This is a genomic window from Pseudomonas sp. dw_612 (assembly GCF_018449725.1).
Lineage (GTDB): Bacteria > Pseudomonadota > Gammaproteobacteria > Pseudomonadales > Pseudomonadaceae > Aquipseudomonas.
Map to the genome: position 1 here is coordinate 69389 of NZ_JAAVVC010000018.1, position 24019 is coordinate 93407.

At 58.4% G+C, this 24019-nt stretch carries 22 protein-coding genes, 1 other RNA gene and 2 pseudogenes; 13 read left to right on the forward strand and 12 right to left on the reverse strand.

The annotated features are described in order from the left end of the window. Window positions 1–71: 71 nt before the first annotated feature. The 5 genes from carA to grpE all read right to left on the reverse strand — a co-directional run bounded on the left by carA (window position 72) and on the right by grpE (window position 6290). Window positions 72–1208 carry a glutamine-hydrolyzing carbamoyl-phosphate synthase small subunit gene (gene carA, locus HB680_RS23745; RefSeq protein ID WP_213940894.1) on the reverse strand — a complete coding sequence of 379 codons (1137 nt, stop codon included), beginning with the start codon at window positions 1206–1208 and terminating at the stop codon, window positions 72–74. Between the two features lie 259 nt (window positions 1209–1467). Next, window positions 1468–2274, reverse strand: a complete 807-nt coding sequence (gene dapB / locus HB680_RS23750) for a 4-hydroxy-tetrahydrodipicolinate reductase (protein ID WP_213940895.1) — start codon at window positions 2272–2274, stop codon at window positions 1468–1470. 9 nt (window positions 2275–2283) lie between these two features. After that, on the reverse strand, window positions 2284–3408 hold the full coding sequence (gene dnaJ, locus HB680_RS23755) for a molecular chaperone DnaJ (protein WP_007933514.1): 1125 nt from the start codon (window positions 3406–3408) through the stop codon (window positions 2284–2286). 296 nt (window positions 3409–3704) lie between these two features. Next, on the reverse strand, window positions 3705–5621 hold the full coding sequence (dnaK, locus tag HB680_RS23760; RefSeq protein ID WP_054050062.1) for a molecular chaperone DnaK: 1917 nt from the start codon (window positions 5619–5621) through the stop codon (window positions 3705–3707). A gap of 102 nt (window positions 5622–5723) precedes the next feature. Continuing rightward, window positions 5724–6290, reverse strand: a complete 567-nt coding sequence (grpE, locus tag HB680_RS23765) for a nucleotide exchange factor GrpE (RefSeq protein WP_123516483.1) — start codon at window positions 6288–6290, stop codon at window positions 5724–5726. Between the two features lie 241 nt (window positions 6291–6531). On the opposite strand from grpE, the gene recN reads away from it, so the two are divergent. Then, a complete protein-coding gene (gene recN / locus HB680_RS23770) occupies window positions 6532–8205 on the forward strand; it encodes a DNA repair protein RecN (protein WP_213940896.1) in 1674 nt (557 codons plus the stop codon). 75 nt (window positions 8206–8280) lie between these two features. Here the strand turns inward: recN and fur are convergent, their stop codons facing one another. After that, entirely contained in the window at window positions 8281–8685 is a 405-nt protein-coding gene (gene fur / locus HB680_RS23775) for a ferric iron uptake transcriptional regulator (RefSeq protein ID WP_003197684.1), read from the reverse strand. A gap of 97 nt (window positions 8686–8782) precedes the next feature. Between fur and HB680_RS23780 the strand changes: the two genes are divergently transcribed. Next, on the forward strand, window positions 8783–9310 hold the full coding sequence (locus tag HB680_RS23780; protein WP_054050068.1) for an outer membrane protein assembly factor BamE: 528 nt from the start codon (window positions 8783–8785) through the stop codon (window positions 9308–9310). Between the two features lie 61 nt (window positions 9311–9371). On the opposite strand, the gene HB680_RS23785 is transcribed toward HB680_RS23780, so the two are convergent. From HB680_RS23785 to HB680_RS23795, 3 genes are read right to left on the reverse strand one after another with little or no spacing between them, the layout of a single operon-like run. Next, complete coding sequence (locus HB680_RS23785; RefSeq protein WP_213940897.1) at window positions 9372–9686, reverse strand: RnfH family protein; 315 nt, start codon at window positions 9684–9686, stop codon at window positions 9372–9374. Further along, window positions 9679–10113 (reverse strand): type II toxin-antitoxin system RatA family toxin, encoded by a 435-nt coding sequence (locus HB680_RS23790; RefSeq protein WP_054050071.1) that lies wholly within the window; start codon window positions 10111–10113, stop codon window positions 9679–9681. The genes HB680_RS23785 and HB680_RS23790 overlap by 8 nt, the downstream gene beginning before the upstream one ends. Before the next feature lie 7 nt (window positions 10114–10120). Then, the gene (locus HB680_RS23795; RefSeq protein ID WP_213940898.1) at window positions 10121–11524 is read right to left on the reverse strand and encodes a sodium-dependent transporter; all 1404 of its coding nucleotides are present in this window, start codon (window positions 11522–11524) and stop codon (window positions 10121–10123) included. A 118-nt stretch (window positions 11525–11642) separates the two neighbouring features. Here HB680_RS23795 and smpB point away from each other — a divergent pair, with 118 nt between their 5' ends. Beyond that, window positions 11643–12125 carry an SsrA-binding protein SmpB gene (smpB, locus tag HB680_RS23800; RefSeq protein WP_008149046.1) on the forward strand — a complete coding sequence of 161 codons (483 nt, stop codon included), beginning with the start codon at window positions 11643–11645 and terminating at the stop codon, window positions 12123–12125. Between the two features lie 130 nt (window positions 12126–12255). On the opposite strand, the gene HB680_RS23805 is transcribed toward smpB, so the two are convergent. Then, window positions 12256–13023 carry an FCD domain-containing protein gene (locus HB680_RS23805; RefSeq protein ID WP_123516493.1) on the reverse strand — a complete coding sequence of 256 codons (768 nt, stop codon included), beginning with the start codon at window positions 13021–13023 and terminating at the stop codon, window positions 12256–12258. Between the two features lie 261 nt (window positions 13024–13284). Between HB680_RS23805 and HB680_RS23810 the strand changes: the two genes are divergently transcribed. From HB680_RS23810 to HB680_RS23855, 10 genes are all read left to right on the forward strand, one after another. Continuing rightward, window positions 13285–14979, forward strand: a complete 1695-nt coding sequence (locus HB680_RS23810) for a lactate permease LctP family transporter (RefSeq protein ID WP_213940899.1) — start codon at window positions 13285–13287, stop codon at window positions 14977–14979. A gap of 150 nt (window positions 14980–15129) precedes the next feature. Then, complete coding sequence (locus tag HB680_RS23815; RefSeq protein ID WP_213940900.1) at window positions 15130–15954, forward strand: (Fe-S)-binding protein; 825 nt, start codon at window positions 15130–15132, stop codon at window positions 15952–15954. Next, window positions 15951–17405 carry a LutB/LldF family L-lactate oxidation iron-sulfur protein gene (locus tag HB680_RS23820; protein WP_213940901.1) on the forward strand — a complete coding sequence of 485 codons (1455 nt, stop codon included), beginning with the start codon at window positions 15951–15953 and terminating at the stop codon, window positions 17403–17405. Before HB680_RS23815 ends, HB680_RS23820 begins: the two co-directional genes overlap by 4 nt. After that, the gene (locus tag HB680_RS23825) at window positions 17405–18076 is read left to right on the forward strand and encodes a lactate utilization protein C (RefSeq protein WP_213940902.1); all 672 of its coding nucleotides are present in this window, start codon (window positions 17405–17407) and stop codon (window positions 18074–18076) included. Before HB680_RS23820 ends, HB680_RS23825 begins: the two co-directional genes overlap by 1 nt. After that, window positions 18073–20892 (forward strand): FAD-binding and (Fe-S)-binding domain-containing protein, encoded by a 2820-nt coding sequence (locus tag HB680_RS23830; protein WP_213940903.1) that lies wholly within the window; start codon window positions 18073–18075, stop codon window positions 20890–20892. The genes HB680_RS23825 and HB680_RS23830 overlap by 4 nt, the downstream gene beginning before the upstream one ends. 119 nt (window positions 20893–21011) lie before the next feature. Further along, a complete protein-coding gene (locus HB680_RS23835; RefSeq protein ID WP_213940904.1) occupies window positions 21012–21287 on the forward strand; it encodes a hypothetical protein in 276 nt (91 codons plus the stop codon). A gap of 243 nt (window positions 21288–21530) precedes the next feature. Further along, window positions 21531–21782 (forward strand): hypothetical protein, encoded by a 252-nt coding sequence (locus HB680_RS23840; protein ID WP_123516507.1) that lies wholly within the window; start codon window positions 21531–21533, stop codon window positions 21780–21782. Between the two features lie 110 nt (window positions 21783–21892). Beyond that, window positions 21893–22290, forward strand: a transfer-messenger RNA (tmRNA) gene (gene ssrA / locus HB680_RS23845). Window positions 22291–22422: 132 nt separating this feature from the next. Next, window positions 22423–22884, forward strand: a complete 462-nt coding sequence (locus HB680_RS23850; RefSeq protein ID WP_213940905.1) for an isochorismatase family protein — start codon at window positions 22423–22425, stop codon at window positions 22882–22884. Window positions 22885–23039: 155 nt separating this feature from the next. Further along, complete coding sequence (locus tag HB680_RS23855; protein ID WP_213940906.1) at window positions 23040–23414, forward strand: hypothetical protein; 375 nt, start codon at window positions 23040–23042, stop codon at window positions 23412–23414. A gap of 66 nt (window positions 23415–23480) precedes the next feature. Here HB680_RS23855 and HB680_RS33135 read toward each other — a convergent pair. Together HB680_RS33135 and HB680_RS23860 are read right to left on the reverse strand one after the other, a co-directional pair. Then, window positions 23481–23742, reverse strand: a pseudogene (locus tag HB680_RS33135) (type II toxin-antitoxin system HipA family toxin); the annotation flags it as partial. 72 nt (window positions 23743–23814) lie between these two features. Further along, window positions 23815–23919 (reverse strand): annotated as a pseudogene (locus tag HB680_RS23860) (transcriptional regulator); the annotation flags it as partial. Window positions 23920–24019 lie beyond the last annotated feature (100 nt).

A 24019-nucleotide genomic window follows, 5' to 3' on the forward strand; every position in this document is an offset into this window, starting at 1 on the left:
AATCTGTGAAGCCTTGAGGGGGCCACCGGTGTCGGGACCACCCCCAAGCTTTGCTGCATCAAGGCGAGCGATCAGCGTCGCTTGGCCATTTCATTGATGAAGCGATCGAACAGAGGCGCTACGTCGTTCGGGCCAGGGCTGGCTTCAGGGTGACCCTGGAAGCTGAAGGCGCTCTTATCGGTACGCTCGATCCCTTGCAGGGTGCCGTCGAACAGCGATTTGTGGATCGCTCGGACGTTGGCTGGCAGGGTCGCGTCGTCTACCGCAAAACCGTGGTTCTGGCTGGTGATCATCACAACGCCGGTGTCCAGATCCTGGACCGGGTGGTTCGCACCGTGGTGGCCGTGACCCATTTTCAGGGTCTTGGCGCCGGAGGCCAGGGCCAGCAGTTGGTGACCAAGGCAGATGCCGAATACCGGAATTTCGGTTTCGAGCACGTCCTTGATCGCCTGGATCGCGTAGTCGCAAGGCTCCGGATCGCCCGGGCCGTTGGACAGGAACACGCCGTCCGGCTTAAGCGCCAGGACGTCGGTCGCTGGCGTCTGTGCCGGCACCACGGTCACGCGGCAACCGCGCGCGACCAACATGCGCAGGATGTTCAGCTTGACGCCGTAGTCGTAGGCCACCACGTGGTACGGCAGCTCGGAGGCGTCGATGGTCGCGTGGCTGTCGGTCTTCAAGTCCCAGACAGTCGAGCGCCACTCGTACTTCTCTTTGGTGCTGACGACTTTCGCCAGGTCCATGCCTTTCAGGCCTGGGAAACCCTGGGCGGCGGCGATGGCGGCGGCTTCGGAAATGTTGTCGCCGGCCATGATGCAGCCATTCTGCGCGCCTTTCTCACGCAGGATGCGTGTCAGGCGGCGAGTGTCGATACCGGCGATCGCCACAACGTTGTTGGCTTTCAGGTAATCGGACAGGGACATCGTGTTACGCCAGTTGCTCGCAACCAGTGGCAGGTCACGAATGACCAGGCCGGCGGACCAGACGCGGTCAGACTCGGCATCTTCCGGTGTCGTACCGGTGTTGCCGATGTGCGGGTAAGTCAGGGTAACGATCTGTTGGGCGTAGGAAGGATCGGTAAGGATTTCCTGATAGCCGGTCATGGCGGTGTTGAACACCACCTCTCCAACGGTCTGACCGTCGGCTCCAATGGCTTCGCCGCGAAAAATGCTGCCATCAGCAAGGGCGAGTATGGCTGGCTTAGTCAAGAAGACCTCCCGTAAATAAAGCCTGAAAGGGCGATCGCAGGTTGTAAAAAAGCGGAGTGACGTATGGACACGTCACCCCGCTTCTTCACCGAATTATTCTGCGCGCTTTTAGTGGACACACTAAAGCTGTAGCTTACAGAAAAAGGCATTTTTGGTCTACCGCCAATGAGCCTGAAAGGCTATGGAATGCGACAGGGCGTCGCTTGGCGGAGTAAAACCGGGCTCAAACGCTGGGTTTGAACCCGATTTCGGGCGCATCTTAACGCAGGTCGAGCACGTCTTGCATGTCGTAGAGGCCAGGCTCGCGCCCATCCAGCCACAATGCAGCACGCACCGCGCCCTTGGCGAAGGTCATGCGGCTGGACGCCTTGTGCGTGATCTCCAGTCGCTCACCCTCGCAGGCGAACAGCACGGTGTGATCACCGACCACATCACCACCGCGAACAGTCGCAAAGCCGATGGTTTCGCGTTCGCGAGCTCCGGTATGGCCTTCACGGCCGTAGACCGCCACTTTTTGCAGATCACGATCCAGCGCACTGGCGATCACTTCACCCATGCGCAGCGCCGTGCCTGAAGGCGCGTCGATCTTGTGCCGATGATGCGCCTCGATGATTTCGATATCCGCCTCATCGCCCAACACGCGAGCCGCCATGTCGAGCAGTTTCAATGAAAGGTTTACACCCACGCTGAAATTGGCCGCGAACACGATCGGAATATCCTTGCCCGCCTCGGCCAGCAATTGCTTCTGTGCAGCGTCCAGCCCGGTCGTGCCAATCACCATGGCTTTGCCCGCCTTACGACAGAACACCAGGTTCTTCAGCATCACTTCCGGTAACGTGAAGTCGATCAACACATCGAACTCTTCCGCCACCGCTTCCACATGACCGGACAGCGGAACGCCGATCCGCCCGAGCGAAGCCAGCTCACCGGCATCCACGCCAATCAGCGTGCTGCCAGGGCGCACGATGGCCGCCGTCAGACCGGTGAGCGGCGCGCGTTGCTGCACCGCCTCAACCAGGATCTTGCCCATGCGCCCGGCAGCGCCCATCACCGCAATACGTCGCATGTTCACTCCTTACAAATCGCCGAAGAAGCGCTTCACGCCTTCGAACCAACCAGTGGTTTTTGGCGAATGGCTGTTGTCGTCCGCCAAGGAACTGCGGAACTCTTCGAGCAATTCACGCTGACGACGACCCAGGTTGACCGGGGTTTCCACCGCCACACGACACATCAAGTCGCCAGCACCGCCACCACGCACCGGCGCAACGCCTTTTCCACGAACACGGAACTGCTTGCCGGTCTGAGTCCCTTCCGGGATTTTCAGTTTGACCCGACCATCGAGGGTTGGAATCTCCAGCTCGCCACCCAGCGCCGCGTCGACGAAACTGATCGGCACTTCGCAGAACAGATGCTTGCCGTCGCGCTGGAAGATCGCGTGCTCGCGCACGTTGATCACCACGTACAGGTCGCCGGTAGGCCCACCCTGGGCGCCCGCCTCGCCTTCGCCGGACAGGCGAATGCGGTCACCGGTATCAACACCGGCCGGCACTTTGACGGAAAGGGTTTTGTACTCTTCGACACGACCTTCGCCGTGGCAGGAATCGCACGGGTCGGAAATGATCTTGCCCTGACCATGGCAGCGCGGGCAGGTTTGCTGCACCGAGAAGAAGCCTTGCTGCATGCGAACCTGACCGATACCACCGCACGTTGGGCAGGTGATCGGCGAGGAGCCTTTCTTGGCGCCCGAACCGTCGCATGGCTTACAGTTGACCAGTGTCGGAACACGGATATTCACGGTCGTGCCGCGCACCGCTTCTTCCAGATTCAGCTCCAGGGTGTAACGCAGATCGCTGCCGCGCTGAGCGCCGCCACGAGAACCGCCGCGACCGCCACCGAAGAAGTCACTGAAGACATCACCAAAGATGTCGGAGAAGTTCTGACCGCCAAACCCGGCACCGCCACCACCCATGCTTGGGTCGACACCGGCATGACCATACTGGTCGTACGCCGCGCGCTTGCTCGAATCGGACAGCACTTCGTAGGCCTCGTTGGCCTCCTTGAACATCTCTTCCGACGCTTTGTCGTCTGGATTACGGTCCGGGTGGTGCTTCATCGCCAGGCGACGGTAGGCCTTTTTCAGGTCCGCTTCGCTTGAGCCGCGCTCAACACCCAATACTTCGTAATAGTCACGCTTTGCCATAAGTCTTTGCACTCTTAAGGACGTTCGGCAAATCCCTCCTGAGCTTCGCCAAACTCGTTGAGCCCCAATACAGGCCCGGACCCAACTCACGTCAATTCAACGATCCTGGTCTTTGTTCATTGCGGTACTTGCGGCTCGAAAAGCAGGAGCATTCCCGGCCATACCACCAACATCCGAACGTTGTCGCATGCTGTAAAAATTCGTTAACTCCAGACACGCCAACGCGGGAGCAAGCCCCCGCGCGGCGACATCCTACCAGTCACTGCCCAAAGGCAGTCAACCGGCCGACCAACAACTTACTTGTGGTCTTTGACTTCTTCGAACTCAGCATCAACAACGTCGTCAGCCTTTTCAGCCGATTCGCCTTGCGGTGCAGCACCTTCAGCGGGCTGAGCCTGCTCGGCGTACATTTTCTGAGCCACTGGCGCGGAGACTTTCGACAGCTCTTCAACCTTGGCGTCGATCGCAGCCTTGTCGTCGCCTTTGACAGCGGCTTCCAGGGCAACGACAGCGGCTTCGATTGCAGTCTTCTCTTCAGCACTCACTTTATCGCCAGCATCAGCGACCATTTTGCGCGTCGAGTGAACCAGTGCATCGCCTTGGTTGCGAGCAGCGGCCAGCTCTTCGAACTGACGATCTGCGTCGACGTTGGCTTCAGCATCGCGAATCATCTGCTGAATTTCTTCCTCGGACAGACCGGAGTTGGCCTTGATCACGATCGACTGAGTCTTGCCGGTAGCCTTGTCTTTGGCGCCTACGTGCAGGATGCCGTTGGCGTCGATGTCGAAGGTCACTTCAATTTGTGGCACGCCACGTGGTGCTGGTGGAATCTCGGCCAGGTCGAACTTGCCCAGGGACTTGTTCTGGGCCGCTTGCTTACGCTCACCTTGCAGCACGTGAATGGTCACAGCGCCCTGGTTGTCGTCGGCAGTCGAGAACACTTGCGATTTCTTGGTAGGAATCGTGGTGTTTTTCTCGATCAGCGCAGTCATCACGCCGCCCATGGTTTCGATACCCAGGGTCAGCGGGCTAACGTCGAGCAGCAGAACGTCTTTCACGTCGCCGGCCAATACTGCGCCCTGGATAGCAGCACCCATGGCAACGGCTTCGTCCGGGTTCACGTCTTTGCGCGCTTCTTTACCGAAGAACTCGGTAACCAGCTTCTGAACCAGTGGCATACGGGTCTGACCGCCCACCAGAATCACGTCGTTGATTGCGCCGACGTCGATACCGGAGTCTTTCAGAGCGATGCGGCAAGGTTCGATGGTGCGTTGAACCAGGTCCTCGACCAGCGCTTCGAGCTTGGCGCGGGAAATTTTCACGTTCAAGTGCTTAGGACCGGTCGCGTCTGCAGTGATGTACGGCAGGTTCACGTCGGTCGAATTGCTCGAAGACAGTTCGATCTTGGCTTTTTCAGCGGCTTCTTTCAGGCGCTGCATGGCCAGCGGGTCACCCTTAAGGTTCATGCCGCTTTCTTTCTTGAATTCGTCAACGAGGTAGTCGATCAGACGAATGTCGAAGTCTTCACCGCCCAGGAACGTGTCACCGTTGGTGGCCAACACTTCGAACTGGTGCTCGCCATCGACTTCAGCGATTTCGATCACGGAAACGTCGAAAGTACCGCCACCCAAGTCGTAAACGATCACGGTGTGATCGCCTTTCGCCTTGTCCATACCGTAAGCCAGAGCAGCTGCGGTTGGTTCGTTGATGATACGTTTAACGTCCAGGCCCGCGATGCGGCCGGCGTCTTTGGTTGCCTGGCGCTGGCTGTCGTTGAAGTAGGCCGGAACGGTGATCACCGCTTCGGTCACTGGCTCGCCGAGGTAGTCTTCGGCGGTCTTCTTCATTTTCTTCAGGATTTCAGCCGAGATCTGTGGCGGCGACATTTTTTGGCCGTTCACTTCAACCCACGCGTCGCCGTTGTCAGCCTTGGCGATTTTGTACGGGACCATCTTGATGTCTTTCTGTACGACTTCCTCGTCGAACTTACGACCGATCAAACGCTTCACCGCGTACAGGGTGTTGTGCGGATTGGTCACAGCCTGACGCTTGGCCGACTGGCCAACGAGGATTTCGCCATCGTTGGCATACGCGATGATCGACGGCGTGGTACGCGCGCCTTCAGCGTTTTCAATCACTTTGGCTACGCCGTTTTCCAGCACGGAGACGCAGGAGTTGGTAGTCCCCAGGTCGATACCGATAATTTTGCCCATGTTAACTCTCCCGAAACTTTGGATTTGGTTGCCGCAGCAGTGGTGGCTAACTGCGGTAGCACTTAAACGCTTGACTTCTAAATGGGGGCCTTACGGCTAATTTCAAGCCTGCTCGTCAATCGAAGGCGAAACCGGCGAAGGTGCCTTGCTGACCACAACCATGGCCGGGCGCAGCAAGCGACCGTTGAGCTGGTAACCCTTCTGGAACACCTTGAGCACGCTGTTCGGCTCGACATCGGCGCTTTCTTGCATGGCCATCGCCTGGTGATGAACGGCGTTGAACGGTTCGCCATGCGGATCGATCGCTTCCAGCTGATAACGCTTCAGGGTGTCCTGGAACATTTTCAGGGTCAGCTCGATGCCTTCGCGCATTGGGCGGATGCTTTCGTCGTCCGGGTTGGACAACTCCAGGCCACGCTCCAGGCTGTCGATGATCGGCAGCAGGTCGCCGGCGAATTTTTCCAGCGCAAACTTGTGAGCCTTTTCGACATCCTGCTCGGCGCGACGGCGGACGTTCTGCAGATCAGCCGCTACACGCAAAGCCTGATCATGAGCACCAGCCAATTGCTCTTCGAGCACTTGTACACGAGCCGCCAGCTCATCACCCGAAACCTGGGCAGCCTGATCGGCGTCGAGATTTTGCGTATCCACTGTCTGTTCGTCAGCCATAGAATTTCTCCTTTCAATATCGTCCGCGAGCTCAACTCGCGCTTCTGCCCAGCTATATGGGGCCGCAAAATTCAGCTTCAAGGGGCGCGAAGGGATTAACCCTACAAAAAGAGCAGCATTGTCATTCCTGGATGCGCTAACGATTTCGTCGGATCAAGCAAATCGAGCTAAGGCAGGGCATTGTCAGCCAGAAACAAAACACTGTATAAATAACCAGACCTAAAGCCTGGGAGCGGCCTTTATGCTGGTGCACCTGTCCGTACATAACTACGCCATCGTTGAACATCTCGATCTTGAACTCGATCGCGGGATGAGCGTGATCACAGGGGAAACCGGCGCAGGCAAGTCGATCATGCTCGACGCCCTGGGCCTGACCCTGGGTGATCGCGCCGACAGCGGCGTGGTCCGTCCCGGCGCTGACAAGGCTGATATTCTGGCCACCTTCGACCTGATCGATATCCCCGAAGCCAGTGCCTGGCTGGCCGAGCGCGACCTGGAAAGCGACGGCCCGTGCATCCTGCGCCGGGTGATTACCGCCGAAGGTCGTTCACGGGGCTATATCAACGGCACGCCCTGCCCGCTTGGCGACCTCAAGGCCTTGGGCGAGTTGCTGATCGATATTCACAGCCAGCACGAACACCAATCCCTGCTCAAGACCGATACCCATCGCCGCCTGCTCGACGAATATGCCGGCGCCACGGATCTCGCCCGCCAGGTGCAACTGGCCGCCCAGCGCTGGCGCCAGACTCGCCAGGAGCTGGAACGCCTGTCCAATTCCGGTGACGAACAACGCGCACGCCATCAGCTGCTGAGCTATCAACTCGAAGAGCTGGAAAACCTCGGCCTCGGCGAAAACGAGCTGGAGCAACTGGAGCAGGAACACAAAAACCTGACCAACGCCGAAACCCTGCTCGGCATCTGTCGACAAGTGGTCGAGCAATGCAGCGAAAGTGATTCCGGCAATGTGCTGAACGCCCTGACCGCGAGCCTCAATCGCTTGTCGAGCGTGAATAACTCGATCGGCGCCCTGGGCGAAGCCAGCAGCCTGCTGACTAGTGCGCAGATTCAAGTTGAAGAAGCCGTCGGCGAACTCAACCGATTCCTTGATAATTTCGACGCCGACCCGGCGCGCCTTCAATACCTGGAGGAACGCCTCGATGCGATCTATACCCTGGCGCGCAAACACCGCATCCAGCCCACCGAAGTCGCCGAGATGCAGCAGAAACTGCTGGATGAAATCGAAACCCTGAATGCCAATGACGAATCCATCGAACGCTTGAGCGATGAGCTCGCATCCTATGCCCGTCATTACCAAGAGAAGGCGCGCGACCTGAGCGACCTGCGCCATCAGGCTTCGGGCAGCCTGGCCAGCGCCGTAGAGCAGGAAATCCAGCGCCTGGGCATGCCTGGAGGGCGTTTCACCATTGAATTGCGCCCTAACGCCAGCAATGAACTGCTGCCCAACGGTCTTGAGCAGGTAGAACTGCTGGTCAGCGCCAACCCCGGGCAACCGATGAAAGCCCTGGCAAAAGTGGCGTCGGGCGGCGAGCTGTCACGGATCAGCCTGGCGATCCAGGTCATCACTGCACAGACTTCCCGGGTTCCAACCCTGGTGTTCGACGAAGTGGACGTGGGCATTGGCGGCCCGACTGCCGAGATTGTCGGCCAGTTACTGCGCCGGCTCGGGGAGCGCGGACAAGTGCTGACGGTCACTCACCTGCCGCAAGTGGCAGCCCAGGGTCACCAGCATCTGTTTGTTCACAAGGTGCGGGGCGAGGATGCAACCCACACGGCGGTGTCCAAGCTGAGCAAGAATGATCGTGTCGAAGAAGTTGCGCGCATGCTCGGGGGTATCGATCTCACGAAGGAATCCCTGGCTCACGCGAAGAAAATGGTCATCACCGCCAAAATTTAAGCTCGGCAGAAAGCACGAAGGCGACCCTTGGGTCGCCTTCGCTCGTTTCACGAACATCCTGTTCGTGCGACTTGCTTACTTTTTCTTGCGTACATACAGCACGAGATTGTGATCCACCATCTCGAAACCATACTTATCGACGATCGCCTTCTGAAGACGCTCGATTTCTTCGTCGAAGAACTCGATCACTTCACTGGTTTCGACGTTGACCATGTGGTCGTGATGCTTGCCGTCGTCCAGTTCGAAGACGGCGTGACCGCCGTCGAAGTTGTGTCGCACCACAAGCCCAGCTGCCTCGAACTGAGTCAGTACACGGTAAACCGTGGCCAGACCGACGTCCTCGCCAGCCTCCATCAGCGCCTTGTAAACATCCTCGGCACTCATGTGGCGTTGCTCGGCGGAATCGAGCATTTGAAGAATTTTGACCCGTGGCAGGGTCACTTTGAGGCCGGCTTTGCGTAGTTCGCTATTTTCAACCATGGTCAGCTTTCTCGCGATGCTGCTTCGCAGCTTCTCTTAATGCGGGTATGATCGGCGTTTACGTTGTCCCAGCCAAGATAGTGGAAGTCGCCCACCGATGCAAAACACCAAGCTCTTGCTAACCAGTTTCACCTTCGTGGGACTGCTCGCACTCGCCGGTTGTTCATTCCCCGGGGTTTACAAAATCGACATCCAGCAGGGCAATGTCGTCACGCAGGACATGATAGACCAGTTACGCCCGGGAATGACCCGTCGGCAAGTACGGTTTATCATGGGTAACCCTCTGCTGACCGACACGTTCCATGCCGATCGCTGGGATTACCTGTATAGCCTGCAACCGGGTGGTGGTGAACGCCAACAGGAACGCATAAGCGTAATCTTCAACCCTAATGACCAGCTTGTCAGCCTGTCGGGCGATTTTATGCCTGGCGTGAGCCGCGACGAAGCCATTCTCGGCAAGGAACCCGGCACTACCGTGACCGCTCCGGCAGAAAACACCGAGAAGCCAAAACCCGAAAAACCGGTGAAGCCAGGTTCACTGCTGGACCAGATCCAGAAGGACGTAGACGGTGTAGAAACCGTTCCAGTCCCGAGTCCGGAACCACTGGACACCACGCCGCAATAATTTGCGACGCAATAAAAAACCCGGCATGTCCGGGTTTTTTATTGTCTGGCGGTTGATCAGGTCACTGATTGCGCGCCTTGGCTTCGGCAGCCTTGGCGGCACGCAAGCGGCGAACCTCTTTGGGATCAGCAAGCAGCGGCCGGTAAATCTCGATGCGATCACCCGCCTGAACCACGCGAGTGTCGGGGTCAACAATCACCTTGCCGAAGATCCCGACCGGACAACTGGTCAGATCCAGTTCAGGAAACTCTACCCCTACGCCAGATTCGAGCAACGCCGCCCGAACCGTAGCGCCCGCCGGCACCGCCACTGTCAGCAACACCTGACGATCCACGGCGGCATACACCACCTCAACCTCGATCACCGACTCAGCCATGCATCTGTTTGGCGCGCTGGCAGAACGCATCCACCAGGGTGTTCGCCGCCTGATTGAACAACGGCCCCAGCGTCGCGCGCACGATCGGCCCGGCGTAGTCGAACGACAGGTCCAGGCTGATCTTGCAGGCCTTCTCGCCCAATGGCTTGAACACCCACACGCCATGCAACTGGTTGAATGGGCCTTCTTCGAGATTCATCTCGATCGAATGCCCGGGCACCAACGTGTTACGCGTCACGAAATGCTGGCTCAGTCCGCCCTTGGCCACGCCGACACTGGCACGCATGTGCTCAGGGGAGCTTTCCAGCACTTCGGCAGCGGAGCACCACGGCAGAAACTCCGGGTAACGCGCCACATCGTTGACCAGATCATAGAGGGCTTGCGCCGGGTACGGCAGCAGGGCCGAGCGTTGAATATGTGTCGTCATGTCAGCGTCACTTCCACAGCTGGGCGGCAAACACTACAAGAATGCCGATGGGCGCCACGTAGCGCATCAAGAACAGGGACAGGCCGAACAACATCGGGCTGCGGATCGACAATTCATCGCGAACCGCTTCACGCCCCATGATCCAGCCTGCAAACACCACGAAACACAAACCACCGAGTGGCAGCATGATCCGTGAGGTGAAGAAGTCGATCACACCAAAGAAGTCCAGGCCGCCGGCCGCCCCCCATTGGTAGAGATGGAACATCCCGCCTTCGTTCACGAAAAACTTGGCTTCCTTCCAGATATTGAAGGAAAACACCGTGCCCAAACCGACGAACCAGCAGATAAATGCCAGCCAGAAAGTCACCCAGGCGCGGCTGATTTTGGTGCGCTCAACCAGGTACGCCACCATTGGTTCGAGCAATGAAATCGCCGAACTCCATGCAGCAACCGCCACCAGTACGAAGAACACTACGCCCATCAACTGGCCGAAGGCTACGTTGCCAAAGGCAAAGGGCAGACTGACAAACATCAGGCCAGGGCCTTCGCTCGGGTTCAGGCCCGCGGCGAACACAATCGGAAACAATGCCAGGCCGGCCACCAGCGAAACGAAGGTATCGAGCAGCGCCACGCCGACCACGGTGCCGGAAATCGACGAGTTCTTCGGCATATAAGCGCCGTAGATCATGATCGAACCTACGCCCACGCTCAGGGAGAAGAACGCGTGGCCCATGGCGGGCAGCAAGCCGTCGAGGACTTTTTCGGGGTGGAAGTCGAACATGAAATGCACGCCTTCCATGAAATGGCCGGTCGTCATGCTGTAACCCAGCAGCACAATTACCATCACGAACAGCAGCGGCATCATGATCCGCAGGCTGCGCTCAAGTCCGGCGACCACGCCTTTGGCGATCACCACGGCGGACAACAGCATAAAAATCGTGTGCCAAAGTGTCAGGCGCCAAGGATCGGCGATCACATTGCCGAAATAAGCACCGACCTGATCCGCCGTCACACCCTGGAAGTCGCCACGCCCCATGTCGATGATGTAATCCAGCGACCAACCGCCGACCACACTATAGAAAGACAGGATCAGCAACGCCGTGATCATCCCGGCGAATGCGCCCCAGGACCACTTCCCTGAATGCCCCGCCTCCACTGCCAACACCTTCAAGGCGTTGGCCGGACTTTGACGGGCGCGGCGGCCGATCAGGGTTTCCGCCAGCATGACCGGCACACCGATCAGCGCGATGCAGGCCAAAAACATCAGCACGAACGCACCGCCGCCATAGACGCCGACCATGTACGGGAATTTCCAGATGCTACCCAGCCCCACGGCCGAACCGGTCGCGGCGAGTATGAAGACCCAGCGGCTAGCCCAACTGCCGTGGACAGAAACCTTGTCTGTCGACATCGTTATCACGCCCAAGCGTTCAAAAAAGAGGCCGCATTGTCCGGGATTCAATCAACCTGCTCAAGCACGTAGCGATACCGTAGCCGACTTGCTTGCAACTCCCTATAATGCCGCCCCTATGGCTAAACAGAAGAAACACCCAACAGGGACCATCGCGCAAAATAAAAAGGCGCGACACGATTACTTCATCGAACATAAGTTCGAGGCTGGTCTGGTCCTGGCCGGCTGGGAAGTAAAAAGTCTGCGGGCAAGCAAGCTACAGCTTGTTGACAGTTATGTGCTGCTCAAGGATGGCGAAGCCTGGCTGCTCGGCAGTCACATTACGCCGCTGATGACCGCCAGCACCCACGTCATTGCTGACCCGACCCGCACCCGTAAATTGCTGCTCAACCGCCGCGAGCTGGAAAAGCTGGCAACTGCGGTGCAGCAAAAAGGTTACGCCTGCGTGTGCCTGTCCTGGTATTGGAGCAAGCACATGGTCAAGTGCGAGATCGCTCTGGGCAAGGGCAAGAAGGAATACGACAAGCGTGATACCGAACGCGAACGCGACGCCGGTCGCGAGTTGCAGCGTGCGGTGCGGAACAAGGGCAAGGAAGATTAATTCTCTTTTAGCCTGAGGCCGCCTTCGCGAGCAAGCCCGCTCCCACATTGGATTTGTGACCGACACAAAACAAATGTGGGAGCGGGCTTGCTCGCGAAGGCGATCGTACATTCACCATAGAACTGAATGACTACATCCCCTTGCGCCGCTCCGCCCGAGCCATGCGCTGCACTTCCTGACGCACCTCTTCCAGCACTTCCTGCACATACAAAATGTGTCGACTGGAGACTTCCCGCGCCTGCTCCGCCCGCCCTTCGATAATCGCCAGATACAATTCCCGGTGCTGACTGATCAGCATGTCCCGCGTCTCGGTGCGTTGCTTGTACATCCCGCCAATGTTGGTCACCACGTTGCGCTTGAGCAAATCGAACAGCCCACGAATGGTGTGCAGCAACACGGCGTTATGGCTGGCCTCGGCGATCGCCAGGTGGAATTTCGCATCCGCCGCGCCCTCTTCCACTCGACTCACTTCATCGTGGCGCGTGTAGCAATCCTGCAATTCGTCGAACGCCGCCGTCAGCCGTTCACGATCTACATCAGTGGCGCGCAACGCCGCGTAATAGGCGCAGGACGCTTCCAGGGTATGGCGGAATTCCAGCAGATCACGCTGGGCCTCGGGGTTGCTTTCCAGCAAATGCAGCAGCGGATCACTGAACGTCGAGCCCAGGGAGTCCACCACGTAATTGCCGCCGCCCTGACGACTGACCAGCAAGCCTTTGGCCGCCAACTTCTGAATAGCTTCGCGCAACGAGGGGCGTGACACGCCGAACTGCTCCGCCAACGCGCGCTCGGCCGGCAGACGCTCACCGGACTTCAGCGTGCCCTCGAGAATCATCCCCTCGAGCCGCTCGACAATATCGTCAGACAAACGGCGCTGACGAATCTGATCAAACCCCATAACTCAATTCTCCACGATCCCGGCAGCTCGCCGGGCTCTCTATTCTGGCCTATCGGCGCTATGGCAGCACCTACCAGACGACGCTTGCTCGAACAGATCAGATGCGTTCTGCACCGCTTATTCGACAAAAGTTTTAGGGCGGCAAATTGACACACCGCCTACAAGGCTTTTACCCTAGCCAACAGCGATTGTAAATTGGTATTACCAATTAACCAAGAACGCTGACAGTGCCTGACCAACAACAATTAGGGGCCACCCCATATGCAAACCTGGCAACAGCTCTACAGCCCGCTCGGCAGTCTCGGCGTGTCCGCACTCGCGGCCGTCATCCCCATCGTATTTTTCTTCCTGGCTTTGGCCGTGTTCCGTCTCAAAGGCCACGTGGCCGGCAGCATCACCCTGGCCTTGTCGATTGCCGTAGCGATCTTCGCATTCCAGATGCCCGTGGATATGGCAATCGCCGCGGCCGGGTATGGCTTCGCCTACGGTCTGTGGCCGATTGCCTGGATCATCGTCGCGGCGGTGTTCCTCTACAAACTGACCGTCAAGAGCGGCCAGTTCGAAGTGATCCGCAGCTCCGTGCTGTCGATCACCGATGACCAACGCCTGCAAGTGCTGCTGATCGGCTTCTGCTTCGGCGCGTTCCTGGAAGGTGCCGCCGGTTTCGGTGCGCCGGTAGCGATTACCGCCGCACTGCTTGTAGGACTTGGCTTCAACCCGCTGTACGCCGCTGGCCTGTGCCTGATCGCCAACACCGCGCCCGTCGCGTTCGGCGCCCTGGGGATTCCGATCATCGTTGCCGGGCAAGTCACCGGTATCGACGCGTTCAAGATCGGCGCCATGACCGGCCGCCAACTGCCACTGCTGTCGCTGTTCGTGCCGTTCTGGCTGGTGTTCATGATGGACGGCATGCGCGGTGTTCGGGAAACCTGGCCAGCCGCACTGGTGGCGGGTTTGAGCTTTGCCATCACCCAATACTTCACCTCTAACTTCATCGGCCCTGAGCTGCCAGATATCACCTCAGCACTGGCCAGCCTGATTTCCCTGACCCTGTTCCTGAAAGTCTGGCAGCCAAAACGCGCCGCCGGCCAACACATCGCCGGCGCTGTCTCGGCTTCGGTCGTGACTGCCAGCGTCGGAGGTTTCGGCCAGAAACGCACAACCGTGGCTTCGCCTTACAGCCTGCTGGAAATTTTCAAGGCCTGGTCGCCGTTCCTGATCCTCACCGTACTGGTCACTATCTGGACCCTGAAACCGTTCAAGGCGATGTTTGCCGCTGGCGGCTCGATGTACAGCTGGGTATTCAACTTCGCCATCCCGCACCTGGATCAAATGGTGATCAAGGTCGCGCCGATTGTGACGGTTCCGACCGCGATTCCGGCGGTGTTCAAACTTGATCCGATTTCCGCGACCGGCACGGCGATTTTCTTCTCCGCGCTGATCTCGATGCTGGTGCTGAAGATCAATTTCAAAATTGGTCTTACCACCTTAAAAGAAACCTTCTACGAACTGCGCTGGCCGATTCTGTCCATCGGCATGGTGTTGGCGTTTGCGTTCGTCACCAATTACTCGGGCATGTCATCGACCATGGCTTTGGTGTTGGCGGCAACCGGCGCGGCGTTCCCGTTCTTCTCGCCATTCCTCGGCTGGCTGGGCGTGTTCCTGACCGGTTCCGATACCTCGTCGAACGCACTGTTCAGTTCGCTGCAAGCCACCACTGCGCACCAGATTGGTGTCAGCGATGTGTTGCTGGTGGCGGCAAACACCAGCGGTGGCGTGACCGGCAAGATGATCTCGCCGCAGTCGATCGCCGTGGCCTGCGCCGCGACCGGGCTGGTAGGCAAGGAGTCGGATCTGTTCCGCTTCACCCTCAAGCACAGCCTGTTCTTCGCCACGATTGTCGGGATCATCACCTACGTCCAAGCCTATTGGCTCACCGGCATGTTGGTGCACTAAACCTACGAACAACACGGAAAAAACCGACGCCGGACCACGATTCCGGCGTCAGCTATTCACTACCCGGTCTGTAAGGCTGCTGAAAGCTTGTCGCTCTATATTCAGCAGCCTCAACGGACGGATAACCGGGACCACCCGGAGACACGCCTGATGAGCGAGCTTTTTTACAACGCCGTGCCGAACGCAACCCGCGTCGCCCCGCCACTGCCCCTGCCTCGGCAATACCCCAGCGAAAAACCGTCGAGGGTGTACCTGTTCGGGACCTGCGTGGTGGATTTGTTCTACCCCGAGGCCGGGATGGACGCGATTCACCTGCTGGAACGCGAAGGCATCCGTGTCGACTACCCACAAGGGCAAAGCTGCTGCGGGCAACCGGCCTACACCTCGGGTTACACCGAACAGGCCCGGACCGTGGCGCGCTCGCAACTGGCGCTGTTTGCCGGGGATTATCCGGTGGTGGTGCCGTCGGGTTCTTGCGCGGGGATGTTGCGCGAACACTACGCCGACTTGTTCAAGGACGAGCCGGACACCTTGAAACAGGTGCAAGCCCTCGCAACCCGGACCTACGAGTTGGCGGAGTTCTTGCTGTTTGTTTGCAAGGTGCAACTCAAGGACTGCGGTGAACCGGTGAAAGTGGCGCTGCACACGTCGTGCTCGGCACGCCGTGAGATGAACACTCACCTGCACGGCCGCGAGTTGTTGGCGCAGTTGGGCAACGTGGAACGGGTCGAGCACAGCCACGAAAGTGAATGCTGTGGCTTTGGTGGGACTTTCAGCGTCCGTATGCCAGACATTTCCGGCGCGATGGTGGCTGACAAGACCCGCTCGTTGAAGCAATCCGGCGCGCATCAGGTCTTGAGTGCCGATTGCGGTTGCCTGATGAACATCAACGGCTCGCTGGAAAAACAGAAGGAAGCGTTGCGCGGCCAACACCTGGCCAGTTTCCTTTGGCAGCGTACCGGGGGTGTTCGATGAACGCTTCCGCGATTATTCCTACGGTTACCGTGGAAGAAGACTTTCGGACCCGGGCTCACGAGGCTTTGGCTGACAAGCAACTGCGAAACAACTTTCGCACTGCGATGGATTCACTGATGACAAAACGGGCAGCGTCTTTCAGCGATGCCCATGAAAGAGAACATTTGCGAGCGCTGGGCAATGCTGTCCGCGCCCGTGCGTTATCCAAGTTGCCCGACCTGCTCGAACAACTTGAACAGAACCTGACCCGCAACGGTGTGACAGTGCACTGGGCGGAAACGGTGGACGAGGCCAATGGCATCGTCCTCTCGATCATCCGCGCTCACGAGGGGCGGCAAGTGATCAAGGGCAAATCGATGGTCAGCGAAGAAATGGAGATGAATCATTTCCTCGCTGAACAGGGCATTGAATGCCTGGAATCGGACATGGGCGAGTACATCGTCCAGCTCGACCACGAGAAGCCTTCACACATTATTATGCCGGCGATCCACAAGAATGCCGGTCAGGTCGCGTCCTTGTTCCACGACAAACTTGGCGTGGAGTACACCAAGGACGTTGACCAACTCATTCAGATCGGTCGCAAAGTCTTGCGACAGAAATTCTTCGAAGCGGACATCGGCGTCTCCGGCGTCAACTTCGCCGTGGCCGAAACCGGCACCCTGCTGCTGGTGGAAAACGAAGGCAACGGGCGCATGACCACCACCGTGCCGCCGGTGCACATCGCCGTCACCGGCATCGAAAAAGTCGTCGAAAACCTGCGGGACGTCGTACCGCTGGTGTCGCTGCTGACTCGCTCCGCGTTGGGCCAGCCGATCACCACCTACGTCAACATGATCTCCGGCCCGCGCAAGGAACATGAACTCGACGGCCCCCGGGAGGTGCACCTGGTATTGCTCGACAACGGTCGCAGCCAGGCCTTTGCTGACAGCGAATTGCGCCAGACCCTGAACTGCATTCGCTGCGGCGCCTGTATGAATCATTGCCCGGTCTACACTCGAATCGGCGGTCACGCCTATGGGGAGGTTTACCCTGGGCCTATCGGGAAAATCATCACCCCGCACATGGTCGGCCTGGCGAAAGTCCCGGATCACCCGAGCGCCTCGTCGCTGTGCGGTGCCTGCGGCGAAGTCTGCCCGGTAAAAATTCCGATCCCCGCATTACTGCGACGCCTGCGCGAAGAGAACGTCAAAGCCCCGGACAGCCCGCATCAAGTCATGCGCGGCCAGGGCAGCAAGTACTCGCGCAAGGAACGTTTTATCTGGAACGCCTGGGCGAAACTCAACAGCTCGCCGACGCTCTATCGTTTGTTCGGCTTCTTCGCCACGCGCCTGCGTGCCCTTGCGCCAAGCAATGTCGGCCCATGGACGCAAAACCACAGCGCGCCAAAACCCGCTGCCCGCTCGCTGCATGACATGGCCCGCGAGCATCTGGCCAAACAGGGAGACCGTTGATGAGCGCCAAGCAAAATATCCTCGCCAAACTGCGCAATAGTCTGACCGGAACTACACCGGTGCCTGACGAGTTCGATGTCGAACTGCTGACCAAGCCCTACACCTACGCGGCCGAACAACGCATTCCGCAACTGCGCAAACTGATGGAAGCGGTACACACTGAAATCCACCTCACCTCGGGCGAAGATTGGCCCGGGTTGTTAGCTCAATTGTTGAAGGATCGTCAGTTGCCGAGCTTGTTGATCGCGCCGACGACGCCCCATGGTCAACGTGTCACACAGCACTGGTCGAAAAATCCCGACCTGCCAGCGCTCAAGTCCTACGACCGCCCGGTAGAAGAATGGAAAGCCGAATTGTTTAACGACACCCCGGCCAGCCTGACCACCACACTCGGCGCAATCGCCGCGACGGGCAGTCTGATTCTCTGGCCGACACGGGAAGAACCACGACTGATGAGCCTGGTGCCGCCGGTGCATTTCGCCCTGCTCAAGGCCAGTGAAATCCGCGACAACTTCTATCAGGTGCAGCAGGAATTCGAATGGGCCCAAGGCATGCCGACCAACGCGCTGCTGGTGTCCGGCCCGTCGAAGACCGCCGACATCGAGCAAGTGCTGGCCTACGGCGCCCACGGTCCGAAAGACCTGGTGGTGTTGATCCTGGAGGACCAATGACATTACCTGCGGCTTTCCTGCGTGATGCGCAGCAACTGATTCCTCAGGACCGACGTTTCGACGACCCGCTGTCGACCCTGGCCTTCGGCACCGACGCCAGTTTCTACCGGTTGATTCCGCAACTGGTGATCCGCGTCGAATCGGAGGACGAAGTGGTCGCCCTGCTGAAACTGGCGCAACGGGATCAGGTCCCGGTGACGTTTCGCGCGGCCGGCACCAGTCTTTCCGGGCAAGCCATCAGCGATTCGGTATTGATCGTACTCGGGGACAACTGGAACGGTCGCGAGATTCGCGGCCAAGGCACACAAATCCGCCTGCAACCGGGCGTGATCGGTGCCCAGGCCAACGCGTGGCTGGCACCTTTCGGGCGCAAGATCGGTCCGGACCCGGCTTCGATCAATGCCTGCAAAATCGGCGGCATCGTCGCCAACAATGCCAGCGGCATGTGCTGCGGCACGGCGCAAAACACTTATCACACCCTGGCCGGGATTCGGCTGGTGCTGGCCGATGGCAGTCGCCTCGATACCGAAGATGCGACCAGCGTCGCGGCGTTTCGCCAAAGCCATTGCGAACTGCTGGAGCGCCTGGCGACGTTGGGCCGCGAGACCCGCGCCAATTCCGAATTAGCCGCAAGAATTCGCCACAAATACCGTCTGAAAAATACCACCGGCCTGTCGCTCAATGCCCTGGTGGATTTCGACGAGCCTGTGGATATCTTGAGCCACTTGTTGGTTGGCTCTGAAGGTACGCTCGGGTTCATCAGCGCGGTGACGTACGACACGGTGATTGACCACCCGAACAAGGCCTCGGCGCTGATGGTCTTCCCGGATGTGGAAACCTGCTGTAACGCCGTCACCGTACTGAAAAGCCAACCGGTGTCGGCTGTGGAATTGCTGGACCGTCGCAGCCTGCGCTCGGTACAGGACAAACCCGGCATGCCCGCTTTCGTACAGCAACTGTCGAATAATGCCTGCGCCTTGCTCATCGAATCCCGCGCCGCCTCGCCCACTTTACTGCGCGAACAACTGGCGCAGATCATGACGTCCCTGGCGTCGTTCCCGGTGGATAAGCAAGTCGACTTCACCGAAGATCCGGTGGAAAACGCCCGACTGTGGGCGATCCGCAAGGACACCTTCCCTGCGGTTGGCGCCGTGCGTAAAACCGGCACCACCGTGATCATCGAAGACGTGACTTTCCCGGTGGAACAATTGGCCATCGGCGTGAACCGCTTGATCGAGTTGTTCGACAAACATCACTACGACGAGGCGATCCTTTTCGGCCACGCACTGGAAGGTAATCTGCACTTCGTCTTCACCCAAGGCTTCAATAATCCGGAAGAAGTCGCACGCTACCAGGCGTTCATGGACGACGTGGCGCAGCTCGTGGCCGTGGAATTCGGCGGCTCACTGAAGGCGGAGCACGGCACCGGTCGCAACATGGCGCCCTTCGTCGAGTTGGAGTGGGGTAGCGATGCCTATCAATTGATGTGGCAACTCAAACGCCTGCTCGACCCGAACGGCATTCTTAATCCGGACGTGGTGCTCAGCGACGATCCGCAGATTCACCTCAAGCACCTGAAACCGCTGCCGGCCGCCGACGAGATTGTGGATAAGTGCATCGAGTGCGGTTTCTGCGAGCCGGTTTGTCCGTCGAAAGGCCTGACCCTGAGTCCGCGCCAGCGCATCGTGATCTGGCGTGACATTCAGGCGAAAAAACGCGCCGGCGTCGATACCTCCGAACTCGAAGCCGCTTACGACTATCAAGGCATCGACACCTGCGCCGCCACCGGGCTATGCGCACAACGTTGCCCTGTAGGAATCAACACCGGTGAGCTGGTGAAAAAGCTCCGCAGCCGTAAGGCGACGCACACGAAAACCGCCAATTGGCTGGAAGGAAATTTCGCCACTGCACTGCAAGGTGCGCGCTTCACCCTGCACGTCGCCAATGGTGCGCGGATGCTGTTGGGGGCGCCGCGCCTGGCGAAGTTGTCGGCGACGTTGACGCGGTTGTCCAAAGGCCAGGTCCCGCAATGGACCAACGCCATGCCGCAGCCGGAAAAAGCCATTCGCTTCAGTCCGGTCGTGTCGGACGAACGCCCTCGGGTGGTGTATCTGGCAGCCTGCGTCTCGCGGGCAATGGGCCCGGCGGCGGGGGATAAAGAGCAGATGTCGCTGTACGACAAAACCCGTGGGTTGCTGGAAAAGGCCGGTTACCAAGTCGTGTTTCCGGAGAATCAGGACAACCTCTGCTGCGGTCAGCCGTTCGCCTCCAAGGGCTATGCCGAACAGGCCGAACACAAGCGCCAGGAACTGATTGGCGCGTTGCTGCACGCCAGCCGTGGTGGGCTCGATCCGATCTACTGCGACACCAGCCCTTGTACGTTACGGCTGGTTCAGGACCTCGGCGAAGTGCGCCTCGACCTGTACGACCCGGTGCGTTTTATCCGTACGCATTTGATGGATCGGCTGGATTTCACACCGCAGGAAGCGCCGATCGCCGTGCACGTCACCTGCAGCACTCAGCACTTGGGGGAAAGCCAGGCGTTGATCGATCTGGCGCGCAAATGCAGCAACAACGTGGTCATTCCTGAAGGCATTCACTGCTGTGGATTTGCGGGTGACAAGGGCTTCACCACGCCGGAGTTGAACGCCCACTCGCTGCGCTCGCTCAAGGATGCGGTGCAGCATTGCAGTGAGGGCATTTCCACCAGCCGTACGTGCGAGATCGGCCTGACGCAACACGGTGGAATTGACTACCACGGGCTGGTCTATCTGGTGGATCGGGTGACACGAGCGAGGGCCCAGCAAGAAAAATAGAACCCTGACGAGCCGCCGTAGTCCACAGATTAAGCCCGGCAAATGCAGGGCCTTACCCAAACTCGGCAGCCCGTCCTGATGGCCAGCGATGCCTGGACCCTCAGTTCAAGGAGATACACATGAAACGTTCTGTACTGTTAGGTCTGTTCGTTACTGCCTCGCTGATGGCGTCCACCTCGTTTGCCGCCGAAGACCTCTGTGCGGTCAACTTGAAAACCATCGAAAACGCCAAGGCACAGATCTCTCCGGAGATGACTGAGCAGGTTCAGGCCTCCGTTGAAAAAGCCAAAGCCGATCACGCAATGGGCACCAAAAAAGGCACTGAAGATTGCATCGCCGAAACGACCCAGACGATTCAGGACATTCAGAAGTCCAGTGATGGCGGCAAGCAATAGCACCCGGCAAGGCCAACCTTTGGGATGGCCTGCTTCGCAGACGCTGATGTAACACACAGGCTTGTTGCTCATTTCGATTCACAGAGCAACAGGCCTGTCGTCGTTCCCGATTTTCAAAAACCGAATTACTTCGCCGTGCCGTGGTCTTTTGACTAGGCCCCATGCTTCGTGGCCTGCTTTCAACCTCGGCCGAGCCGCCCGCTCATACGGCAGCACCGAGACCATCAGTACTAGGAGATATCCATGAAACGTACCGCACTCGCTGGTCTGTTCATGTCTGCTGCAATGTTGGCCTCTCCCGTATTCGCTGCGGACAACAACCTGTGTACGAGCAAACTGCAAGAGCTCGAAGCCAAAGTGAACTCGCTGCCAGCGACCTCTCCCAACGCTCCGGAGATCAAAAGATTGCTGGCCAGCGCCAAAGCGTCACAGGCTTCCAAAGATGACAAAAAATGCGCCACCGAGGCCAGCCAGGCATTGTCGATGGCAAACTGAGCAGCGAACCCATGATCACCCGCGGCCAACCTTCGGGTTGGCCTTCTGACGCGTGTTGGCGTACACTGCACACGTCTGTTGCTCACTTTGATACACCGAGCAACAGGCACGGGGCCGTTTAGGATTCGACGCCGGTCGCGAAACTTTAGGTGCATGCCGAGTTGGTAACAGAACTCGTAAATCCACTGTTGCAACTACTTATAGTTGCCAATGACGAAACCTACGGCCAGGAATTCTCTCTCGCTGCGTAAGCAGCTTTAGATCCTGAGCTTCTGGTACCTTCGGGTCCAGCAATCACCAGGGGATGTCTGTAAACCCAAAGTGATTGTCATATAGAACAGAATCGCCGTGCAGTACGTTGTGGACGAAGCGGCTAAAACTTACACAACTCGCCCAAAGCACCCTGCCCTTCGGGTCGCTGAGGGTTAACTTAATAGAAACGGCTACGCATGTAGTACCGACAGCGGAGTACTGGCGGACGGGGGTTCAAATCCCCCCGGCTCCACCAAATACGAAGCAAGACAAAACCCGCCAAGTGCGGGTTTTGTTGCATCTGGGGGATGACGAATCATTCCCCGCCGTGGGAAGCGGGTTTTCCCGCGAGAGGCGCGCCAACCGACATGAATACCCGGAGAAGCCCATGCACCAAGCCCTCCTCATCATCGACGTCCAACCCAGCTTTGCCCCACCGCAATGGCTGGTCGACGGTATTCAGAAATTGATCGGCACGTTCCCCAGCGTCGCCACCGTCGAACGTCACGACGAATCCAAAACCCCCTTCCAGAAACAACTCGGCTGGCACCCGGCGCCGGACGACGACAGCCTGATCCCGGCTGATCGCATCTTCATCAAGCATGGTTATGCGCCATCGCCGGAAACCATCGCGTATCTGAAAAGCCTGAAGGTGGATCGTGTGCTGGTCTGCGGATTACAGACCGAGACTTGCTGCCTGGCGGCGGGGTTTGCGTTGTTTGATGCGGGGCTGCAGCCGACGTTGATTACGGATTTGACGGTGGGGTCATCGCTGGATCGGACGGGTGAGTTAGGGGCACGGCTTTGGGAGCATCATTTCAAGCATACGGTGAGGTCGGCTGAGTTGTAGGCACCACGTCCTAGGACATTTCCCTCAAGTTGTGTCGAACTCCGTGAAGTATCGGGTGACCGTCCGAGCAGATAACCTCCGATTTGTGTTGCAGCCCGGCGAACGGTTTTGACAGGCCGTAAAGCGTGGGACCCCCAACCTTCCGGAGTTCTTCCATGAAAAAACCCCGCCTGACCTTGATCAAAAACCCTAACTTCTCAGGATCGGACGCCCTCGATCTGAAGCAACTTACCGCAGTCGCCGACCACTATCGCAATGCTTGGCTAAGTGACCCGAGACGATCTGACCCAACGCGCACTATCTTCGCCGTTAACCCGGATATCGACGCGCCAACCCTGCTCGCTCATGCGAGCCAAAACCTGGCCTCGCTGAAGTCCGTATCTGCCGACTTCATTGCCCAGCTCGACGGCCCGCAGCGCAGCAAAGCATGGGCGATTCAGCGGTTAATTGTTTTTGCAGAGTTGTTGGTCAATCAAGCGCGGGAAAATATCGGATCACCCGGATCAAAAAATGAGCCAGTGCACCACTGACCGGATGTTGACCGGAAAACCAATGGGAGACCTCATTGAGGTCACCCTTTTTATGGCTGTCGCTGGCTACCCAAAAGTCAAAGCAAAGGGGGCAACTGACTGTTGAATGGCACTCACCACGTCGGGCGCCGGTTCCCTATGTTGGGGATAACGTTCAAGCACCCGCTCAAGCGAAGTAAGCAACCGTTGAATACGTTCCTGGGGGCGTTCAACCTCACAGGTCTGTGCAAACTCCAGCAGCCCTTGGCGCGAGGCAACCATTGATTTGTTACCCGCCAGATCCAGTGCCAGAACATCCTCGGGGATGCATCGTCGAGATAACGGAAAAGGAAATCGTCGCCGCTGGTAAGAATGCTGCCGCTGTTGCCCTCAGGGGTGCTGACTTTGAGAGACGGCATTTTCATTCGAACAAATCCCCAAGCTCTCCAAGCGTCGGCATTGCGGCAGGAATAACGGCAAGCTCACAATCCAGGGCACCGAGAACCCGCGCATAGGCGATCATGCCATCAATCCGCCCCCTTCGATTACTTTCGCGAATCGCGGACCGCGGCAACACACCTACCGCCCAGAACAGTTTTGTCATATTGCACATCACTGAAGTCCCG

Bases quoted from the DNA above. Each gene is read 5' to 3' on its own strand.
- HB680_RS23810 (WP_213940899.1), top strand. From the start codon at position 13,285: ATGCAAACCTGGCAACAGCTCTACAGCCCGCTCGGCAGTCTCGGCGTG.
- HB680_RS23850 (WP_213940905.1), top strand. From the start codon at position 22,423: ATGCACCAAGCCCTCCTCATCATCGACGTCCAACCCAGCTTTGCCCCA.
- HB680_RS23785 (WP_213940897.1), bottom strand. From the start codon at position 9,686: ATGGCTGAGTCGGTGATCGAGGTTGAGGTGGTGTATGCCGCCGTGGAT.
- HB680_RS23830 (WP_213940903.1), top strand. From the start codon at position 18,073: ATGACATTACCTGCGGCTTTCCTGCGTGATGCGCAGCAACTGATTCCT.
- HB680_RS23840 (WP_123516507.1), top strand. From the start codon at position 21,531: ATGAAACGTACCGCACTCGCTGGTCTGTTCATGTCTGCTGCAATGTTG.
- HB680_RS23820 (WP_213940901.1), top strand. From the start codon at position 15,951: ATGAACGCTTCCGCGATTATTCCTACGGTTACCGTGGAAGAAGACTTT.
- HB680_RS23805 (WP_123516493.1), bottom strand. From the start codon at position 13,023: ATGGGGTTTGATCAGATTCGTCAGCGCCGTTTGTCTGACGATATTGTC.
- HB680_RS23835 (WP_213940904.1), top strand. From the start codon at position 21,012: ATGAAACGTTCTGTACTGTTAGGTCTGTTCGTTACTGCCTCGCTGATG.
- dnaJ (WP_007933514.1), bottom strand. From the start codon at position 3,408: ATGGCAAAGCGTGACTATTACGAAGTATTGGGTGTTGAGCGCGGCTCA.
- grpE (WP_123516483.1), bottom strand. From the start codon at position 6,290: ATGGCTGACGAACAGACAGTGGATACGCAAAATCTCGACGCCGATCAG.
- HB680_RS23855 (WP_213940906.1), top strand. From the start codon at position 23,040: ATGAAAAAACCCCGCCTGACCTTGATCAAAAACCCTAACTTCTCAGGA.
- HB680_RS23795 (WP_213940898.1), bottom strand. From the start codon at position 11,524: ATGTCGACAGACAAGGTTTCTGTCCACGGCAGTTGGGCTAGCCGCTGG.
- dapB (WP_213940895.1), bottom strand. From the start codon at position 2,274: ATGCGACGTATTGCGGTGATGGGCGCTGCCGGGCGCATGGGCAAGATC.
- HB680_RS23825 (WP_213940902.1), top strand. From the start codon at position 17,405: ATGAGCGCCAAGCAAAATATCCTCGCCAAACTGCGCAATAGTCTGACC.
- HB680_RS23780 (WP_054050068.1), top strand. From the start codon at position 8,783: ATGCAAAACACCAAGCTCTTGCTAACCAGTTTCACCTTCGTGGGACTG.
- HB680_RS23790 (WP_054050071.1), bottom strand. From the start codon at position 10,113: ATGACGACACATATTCAACGCTCGGCCCTGCTGCCGTACCCGGCGCAA.
- dnaK (WP_054050062.1), bottom strand. From the start codon at position 5,621: ATGGGCAAAATTATCGGTATCGACCTGGGGACTACCAACTCCTGCGTC.
- HB680_RS23815 (WP_213940900.1), top strand. From the start codon at position 15,130: ATGAGCGAGCTTTTTTACAACGCCGTGCCGAACGCAACCCGCGTCGCC.
- fur (WP_003197684.1), bottom strand. From the start codon at position 8,685: ATGGTTGAAAATAGCGAACTACGCAAAGCCGGCCTCAAAGTGACCCTG.
- smpB (WP_008149046.1), top strand. From the start codon at position 11,643: ATGGCTAAACAGAAGAAACACCCAACAGGGACCATCGCGCAAAATAAA.
- recN (WP_213940896.1), top strand. From the start codon at position 6,532: ATGCTGGTGCACCTGTCCGTACATAACTACGCCATCGTTGAACATCTC.